General features: G+C 38.9%; 5 protein-coding genes. 3 read left to right on the forward strand and 2 right to left on the reverse strand.

Annotated elements, in window-relative coordinates; translation table 11 throughout:
• Together AC1DPQ_RS10325 and AC1DPQ_RS10330 are read right to left on the reverse strand one after the other, a co-directional pair.
• A partial coding sequence (locus tag AC1DPQ_RS10325) for a SusC/RagA family TonB-linked outer membrane protein (protein ID WP_477609130.1) occupies positions 1-2,789 on the reverse strand: 2,789 nt, incomplete at its 3' end.
• Between the two features lie 68 nt (positions 2,790-2,857).
• Positions 2,858-3,745: an inositol oxygenase family protein gene (locus AC1DPQ_RS10330; RefSeq protein WP_477585955.1), complete on the reverse strand. Its 888-nt coding sequence runs from the start codon at positions 3,743-3,745 to the stop codon at positions 2,858-2,860.
• Between the two features lie 501 nt (positions 3,746-4,246).
• Here AC1DPQ_RS10330 and AC1DPQ_RS10335 point away from each other — a divergent pair.
• The 3 genes from AC1DPQ_RS10335 to AC1DPQ_RS10345 form a co-directional block, all read left to right on the forward strand.
• Positions 4,247-5,254, forward strand: coding sequence for a LacI family DNA-binding transcriptional regulator (locus AC1DPQ_RS10335; RefSeq protein ID WP_477609132.1), 1,008 nt, complete (start codon positions 4,247-4,249; stop codon positions 5,252-5,254).
• A 123-nt stretch (positions 5,255-5,377) separates the two neighbouring features.
• Entirely contained in the window at positions 5,378-7,006 is a 1,629-nt protein-coding gene (locus AC1DPQ_RS10340) for a sodium/sugar symporter (protein ID WP_477609134.1), read from the forward strand.
• Between the two features lie 51 nt (positions 7,007-7,057).
• Positions 7,058-8,432 (forward strand): glycoside hydrolase family 28 protein (locus tag AC1DPQ_RS10345; protein WP_477609136.1); only part of this gene is annotated, 1,375 nt, incomplete at its 3' end.

The following is an 8,432-nucleotide window of genomic DNA, read 5'->3' on the forward strand; positions in this document are numbered from 1 at the left end:
AAGTAGAATGAGTTTCTTGTGTCCGTTACTTTATCGTCAGCAGCGCTGTTTAGTATATTATTAACTGCTGCGCCTGCGGTGTAAGATAAATCAGCTTTGGTGGCGTTAAATATTTTATTACCAAAGGTTCCTCTTAAAAAGATGTTCAGCTCCAATTCTTTATATTTGAAGGTATTGCTCCAACCCATTATTACTTTTGGCTGCGCATTGCCCAGGTAGAAATAATCGGTTCCAATGCTTGGTGTAGTCGTTGTAGTACCATCGTGTTTGTAAAACATCGAGTTACCACTTGCATCTTTACCTGCATATTTTAGCGTAAAAAACTGGCCAAGCGGGTAACCAACTTTCAGAATCTGTAAAGTTGCATTGGTTTGTCCTGGCCCTTCAGGATCCGAGTAACGAATAGAATCTGCATTAGAAATAGGACCTTGTAAGCTTGTAATTTTGTTTTTATTATAGGCCATGTTAATGCTACTCAACCATGAAAAACTTTTGGTAGCAACTGGTGATACATTTAAACTTACTTCGATACCTTTATTACTGATGCTACCACCGTTTGCGTATAATTGGCCGCCCGGAACAAGTGCTTGTGGTACACTGTATTTGAAAAGCATGCCATTGGTATTTTTATCATAGACATCTACACTACCGGTAATTTTGTTATTTAAAATACCAAAGTCCACACCAATGTTTTTGGTTGATGTCCTTTCCCATTTTAAATTGGGGTTTGCACCTTGGATAGGTGCATACGCCCCTGCCTGCACACCATTGTTGTAATAAGTGCCGAAACCACCATAAACTAACTGTCCATAATAGGCACCTATACCTGAAGAGTTTCCAGTTACTCCATAACTGGCACGGATTTTTAAATCGCTAACAAATGATTGGCCCTTCATGAATTCTTCTTCGCTTACTCTCCAGGCTAAACCAACAGACGGGAAATAACCCCATTGGTTATTTTTTCCGAATGCAGAGCTTCCATCACGTCTGATTGAACCTTGCAAAAAGTATTTACTCTTATAATTATAATTTAACCTGAAAAAGTCAGAGATCATCAGGATTCTTTGATAAACAAGGTCATTTCCTAAATTAATGCGGTAAGTAGGAATGGCATAGGGGTTACCCAGGGTAAGGTTTTGAAAGCCAACGAAATCTGTTGGGAAATTGGTGCTTGAAGTTTGAAAGCCATCACCTACGATATTATCCTGATAACTGTAACCCAGTACGGCATTTAAGGTATGGTCGCCGATTTTCTTATCCCAGGTTAAGAATGTTTCTAATATTTTATTGGTGTTTTCAAAATTGCTTCTTAGAGCCGAGCCGTTAGTGCCAAACACACCTCCAATCAGGGTATGTGCTATGCCAATGCCTGGGTCGGGGTTATTGTAAAAGTTCGATGTTGGGTATTTTCCAAAATAACTGCTGTAAAATTCACCATGGGCAGCGGTAGTTTTCTGGTAAGATAAATTAATGTTATAGGTAAAGCCAAACGGCAATTTTACTTCCGTATTAAAACCGCCAATTAAAACGTTATATTTTGTTTCGTCCTGTGCATTATCGGCAATGGCTACCGGATTAAAATAACCTGTATTGTTCAGGTTTTCGAAATAACTTCCATCTGCATTATAAATTGGCGAAACAGGTAAGCGCTTTGCAGCCTGTAACAATACAATGTTCTGTAATGGCTCGTTAATAGACTTGCTACTCGAATTGGATAGGTTTAAACTGAATTTTACTTTATCATTGAATGCGTACTGATCTATGTTTAATCGACCAATAATACGATTTAATGAACTTTTATTTAAAATACCCTCCTTGTTAAAGTAGTTTAAGCTGGCGCTATAGTTACTGTGATCGGTACCACCGCTAAATGAAAGGTTATGGTTCTGCGAATATGCTGTAGAACGCTCAATGGCTTTCATCCAATTTACATTTTCGCCTTTATCATCATTTGGCGAAAATGCAACCTTGTTAGCTGTAAGGTAAGCCCTTAATTGATCAGCATCCATTAAATCAAGCTGATTACTTACTTTTTCGGCAGCTATATAGCCGCTATAGCTTAACTGCGGCATGCCCGATTTACCACGTTTTGTTGTTACTATAATTACGCCACTAGCTGCACGGTTACCATAAATAGCAGTTGCTGCGGCATCTTTTAATACATCAATTGATGCAATATCGGCTGGTGCTATCGCCGCAATATCGGCTCCAGGGATACCATCTATAACATAAAAAGGTGCTCCTGGACTATTAACGGTAGATGCACCGCGTAAGATTACGGCCGCAGGTTTGTTGGGGTCGCCACTGGCACTAATATTCAGCCCCGGAACTTTACCCTGTAGCAGCTGCCCAACATCTGCAATAGCTCCTTTATTTAATTCCTCAGGTTTTACTGAAGTAATGGCACTTGATAAGCCCTTGCGAGACCCTTTTCCATATCCTACCACAACTACATCTGTAAGTGAGGTATTCGCTTCTTTTATGGTTACTTTATAGCTCGATGCGGTGCCAATAGTGATTTCTTTGGCTTCGTAGCCCATAAAAGTAAATACGAGTTTGTCGCCGTTTTTGGCAGAGATGCTAAAAGCACCTTTATCTCCGGTAACCGTTACTTTGTTGGTGCCCTTTACCGAAACCGAAGCACCAATAATTGGCATGTTTTCGGTGTCTATTAAATTCCCGGTAATTTTTCGTTCATCCTGCGCAAAGACAGCGTTGAACGACTGGCTGATGAGTAAAAGCAGCAAAAAGATGCTGCCATACTTTAAGCTTGTACATTTAAATCTCATGATTTTTGTAGATTTAGGTTCATAAATTGGTTTGTTTTATTTGGTTATACTGTTTTTGAGATAGAATGTTAAAATTTAATAGTGGCTGGTAAATACTTAGCTACAAGTGCCTTGTAATAAGGTTCTAGTTCTGCCCAGCTTTTCTGATTGGGGTTTTTAGAGTACAAATCGTAAGGATTAAACAGGTTAACCCATTTAAACATTTCATGATCTTTTTCATTCATCAGGTGATCGTATGCATTTTCCCTGTGCTGCGAGTAAAAGGAATGGTAACGGAGCATGTATAAACCTGGCTCCGGAATGTAGGGCTTCATCATGTGGTATACATATTCATCGTGGCCCCACGACATGTCTACATTGTCTAGACCGCAATTTTGAGTATAAACACCCAATTTGGTCTGATAGGTTTCGTTTTTAAAATCCGGATTCTGACTGAAAAATTCTGGATAAACAATTTTATCTGAATAAGCGCAACCTACTGGAAAAGTATCGCCCACTACGGCCCACTGTGGTTCTCCGAACAGGCACAGTACCTTACCCATATCGTGTATTAAACCAACCAACACCATCCAATCGGGGTGGCCGTCGTTTCTAATGGCTTCTGATGTTTGTAACAGGTGCTGCATCTGGTCCAGATCGGTGTCAGGATCAGAATCATCTACCAGTTTGTTTAAAAAATCAAAAGCACTCCAGATCGGCATCTCCTGTTTGTCGAATTTTAAATAATCTGCTTTTTTCTGTTTTACGAAATCATAGGTTTGATAAGTATGGTTAAGCCTGTAAAATTCTTTTACGCTGTCTTTTTCCGTTTCATCATAATTTCTGAACTGCTCTTCTTTTTTTTCAGCGTTGATGTTTTTTGGATCAGGGTAGCGGATTAATATATCCTCTTCCCATTGATCAAGATTTTGCAAAGGATTTTGATTATCCTTTGAAGTTTCGCTTTGGTTTCTCATAAGGCTAGAAATGGATTGGTTAAAGATTTTCTTTGGTTTTATAAGTTAAAGTTGAGTTTTTAGAAGCTTAAACTTTTATATTTTGCCGATTTTATTTACGTAAACGATTAAGTAAATTTTAATTCTTTAGAGTGTAATCAACTTTAATTTGTTTATATTTAATAGGTTACGGCTTGAGTTGCACTAATGGTCATCCTTTTCTGCCTGAATCCCCATTAGTGAAATGTATAAAAGAAAAGAAATAAACGTTGTTATTACGATTATTTCATATTTTCGTTTGTAGCAGATACTTTTTCTTAGTCAAAAGAAGTATCTTATTGCTGTAACCAACAAATGTTATGAACATAAATTCGGCAAACCCGCTCTAACAATTGGGGCAAGCTGGATTGTTTTTGATGAAGATGCTGGTGAAAAAGAAGCTTTTGACCTATAATATCGCTAACTAAAGTGTTATATGGGGCATTTTCCTCTGAAAAAACTAACTAAACAAATTTTTAAGACATGGCGGAAGCAGTGAACATTAAGCGGTTGGCTCAGGAATTAAATATTTCCATCGCAACCGTTTCCAAGGCCCTCAATGACAGTTACGAGATTAGTTTAAAAACTAAAAACAGGGTGTGGACCTTAGCCAAAGAGTTAAATTATACACCCAATCCAGCCGCCAGCAACCTACGGAGCCATAAAACTAAAACGGTAGCGGTGATTATTCCCTGTGTAGCCAATAACTTTTTCTCCCTCTCAATAAAAGGAATTGAGGAGATTGCAAGGCAATACGGTTACCATGTACTTATTTATCAAACCCACGAGAATATAGAAGCAGAAGTTGCCTTCACCAATAGTTTATTAAATGGCAGGGTAGATGGTATTCTTACATCAGTATCGAGCAGCGAGTATAACAGTGAATATTATACCAACCTGGTTAAGAAAATTCCATTGGTGTTTTTTGACCGCGTTTATGAAAACCTGGATGCAGTTAAAGTAACTACCGATGATTACGAAATTGCTTTTCAGGCGACTGAGCATTTAATTGAATGCGGTTGTACCAAAATTGCGTATTTATATGGGTTGGAAAATCTTCCAGCTGGTAAAGCCAGGTTTGCAGGTTATCTTGATGCACTGAAAACGCATGGAATAGCTGCTGATGAGCAGCCCGTTGTTAAATATCAGGATGACGAAGACCTTAATCTGCAACATATAAAGGAACTGCTTAAAAAGTATAAGCCCGATGCTCTTTTTTCTTCCATTGAAGAATTTATTATTCCTGCTTATTGCGCCTGTAGAGAAATGGACCTTAAGATTCCGGATGATGTGAAAATACTGAGCTTTTCGAACCTGAGTACCGCAAAACTGTTGAGCCCCTCACTTACCACAATCTCACAGCCGGCCTTCGAAATCGGGCGCGAAGCGGCAAAATGCCTGTTCAAAATTCTCAATAATAAACAACTGGATGATGAACAGAATATTATATTGAAATCGGTGCTCACTAAGCGCGAATCAACAGGCTGCTAACGGGGATAAGTCTATGTTGTTGCTACAAGCTAGGCGAAAACGTTTACGTAATTAAATAATCGAATTTAGCCCCCAACATTGGGATTTTTTCTGATTTTTAAAAAACCCAAATATAAAATCTATATGAACCACCTGTCTGCATTCGATTATGCTGTTTTTTTGATGTATTTTATTATTGTTTCGGCATATGGCTATTGGGTTTATCGGAGCAAGAAAAAAAAGCGTACCGATACCAAAGATTATTTTCTGGCAGAAGGCTCACTTACCTGGTGGGCAATTGGTGCATCTATCATTGCGTCTAATATTTCTGCCGAGCATTTTATTGGCATGTCGGGTTCGGGTTTTGCTATGGGGCTTGCCATTRCAAGTTACGAATGGATGGCAGCCGCCACGCTAATTATTGTAGCCATATTCTTTCTACCCATTTATATTAAGAACAAAATTTACACTATGCCACAGTTCCTGTCTAACCGCTATAATAATACGGTGAGTACACTGATGGCTGTTTTTTGGTTACTCGTTTATGTGTTTGTAAACTTGACGTCTATTTTCTTTCTTGGTGCCATTGCTATTGAAACCATTACAGGCGTTCCTTTTAATATATGCATCATTTTCCTGGCCATTTTTTCTGCTATCATTACGCTGGGTGGGATGAAGGTAATTGGTTATACCGATGTAATACAGGTTTTTGTTTTAGTTGCAGGTGGGTTGATTACCTGTTATATGGCACTTAAACTCGTAGCCGAAAAATTAGATGCGCCAAGTGTTTTAGCCTCGCTTCCATTATTACGCAGTGAAGCGTCTGATCATTTTCATATGATATTTTCGAAAGGAGATAAATTCTACAACGAACTGCCAGGTATTGCGGTACTGGTAGGTGGTTTGTGGATCAATAATTTAAATTACTGGGGCTGTAACCAGTATATCGTTCAAAGGGCGTTGGGAGCCGATTTAAAAACCGGGCGCAACGGACTAATATTTGCTGCATTTTTAAAATTACTAATTCCGGTAATTGTTGTTATTCCAGGTATTGCGGCTTATGTGCTTTATCAACGTGGTTATTTTCATTCAGAAATGCTCGATGCCGCAGGAACGGTTAAACCAGATCATGCTTATCCGGTACTTATGAATTTATTGCCTGCAGGGATTAAAGGCCTTGCTTTTGCCGCACTTACTGCTGCTATTGTGGCCTCTTTAGCAGGGAAATGCAATAGTATAGCCACCATATTTACGCTTGATATTTACAAAAAGTTTATCAAACCCGAAGCTTCAGAAACACGTTTGGTTTCAGTTGGTCGGTGGTCTGTGGTTATTGCATCCTTAATTGCTATCGTTATTGCGCCTGCATTGCGAAGTTTTGATCAGGTTTATCAATTTATTCAAGAATATGTCGGTTTTATTTCACCGGGTGTTTTTGCCATCTTTTTACTGGGCTTTTTCTGGAAAAAAACCACTTCACGTGCAGCCCTAACTGCTGCATTACTAACTATACCATTATCTATCTTGTTTAAATTTTTACCCACATTAACCAATGGGGCCATTGAGCCAATCCCTTTCTTAAACAGGATGTCGTGGGTATTTGTGATCATCATTATTTTGATGGTTTTGGTTACGTTAACCGATCCGAAAAGTAAAGATAATCCACAGGGTCTTGAAATAGACCGTAGCATGTTTAAGGTTACTCCGGCATTTACCATTGCCTCGGTTATAATATGTGGTATTCTTGYAGCACTTTATACCGTTTTTTGGTAAACGGGTCTTTGCCTAAAATAGCTCTATGTATTTATTCCTAATGAATTGAAAATGAAGATCAAAATATTACTCTTTTTTGCAATGCTGATTTCTTTCGGCACGCTGGCCCAAAATAAATTATACAATATTAAAAACTACGGCGCAGTTGGCGATGGCAAAACCAATGATGCAGCTGCTATTCAGAAAACCATCGATGCCTGTGCTGCAGCAGGCGGTGGGCAGGTAATTGTACCAGCTGGTTATGTGTTTTTAACTGGTCCTTTTAACTTAAAATCGTTCATCGATTTAAGAGTGGAGGGTGGTGCTAAGCTCTTGGCTAGTCCGGATGAAAAATTATATACCCAAAGTGCCTTTCGTGAAAACAAAGGCGAGGGAACCGTTTGGATAGGCGGGGAAAAACTAGAACAGGTAAGCATCAGTGGAACAGGTGTAATTGATGGAAATGGGATTTCGTTTATGGGGGAGGAGCTTAGCGACTCATATGTGTTAAAACCCTTTAATGTTGTAGACCCCAGGCCGCATTTGCTTACTTTGATCGGTTGTAATAAACTGAACATAGATGGGGTAACTTTTCAGAATTCAGCCTACTGGACGGTCCATTTAGTGGGTTGTAATGATGTATCGATATCGAATATTACGCTGTTGAACAGTATTAAAATCCGTAACAGCGATGGTATTGATCTTGATCATAGTAAAAATGTGAGGATTACCAATTGTTTTATCGAATCAGGTGATGATTGTATCTGCTTAAAAAACAGACGTGAATTTGAAGAATATGGTGCCTGCGAAAATATTGTGATTAGTAACTGCACCATGACCTCTAGCTCATGCGCCATTAAAATAGGTTCTGAAAATATGGACCGGATCAGTAATGTGCTCATCAATAATTGTAATATCAGGAAAAGCAACCGCGGCATTGGTATTCAAAACCGTGATGAGGGCACAGTAAACAACGTAATTTTCTCCAACCTGTTTATCGAATCCAAACTTTTTTCGGATGTATGGTGGGGCAAGGCAGAGCCGATTTATATTACTGCTTACCCAAGAGCAACCAGCAACAATAAAGATGCTGGTTGGCGTTTACCAAAAGGACAAACCAAGGGAAAGGTAGGAGCGGTTAAAAATATTTATTTCAGCAATATCAGATGTACGGGAGAAAGTGGTGTGTATATCAGCGGCGAAAGCCCCGATAAAATTTCAGAGATCTACTTTGATCAGGTTAGTGTTTATCTTGATAAAACCACAAAGGAAGAAGGAGGCGTATACGATCGTAGGCCGAGCAATGTAGAAGGACTTGTTAAAAGTGCAATTGCAGGGTTTTATTTTGAAAATACGGGATACATCAGTTTACTTAACAGCAATGTGGTATGGGGTGTAAATAAACCTGGTTATGCCGGAAAAGCCATCGAACAAAAGAATGTAAGTA

It is taken from the genome of Pedobacter sp. 01T416_2, assembly GCF_056398925.1.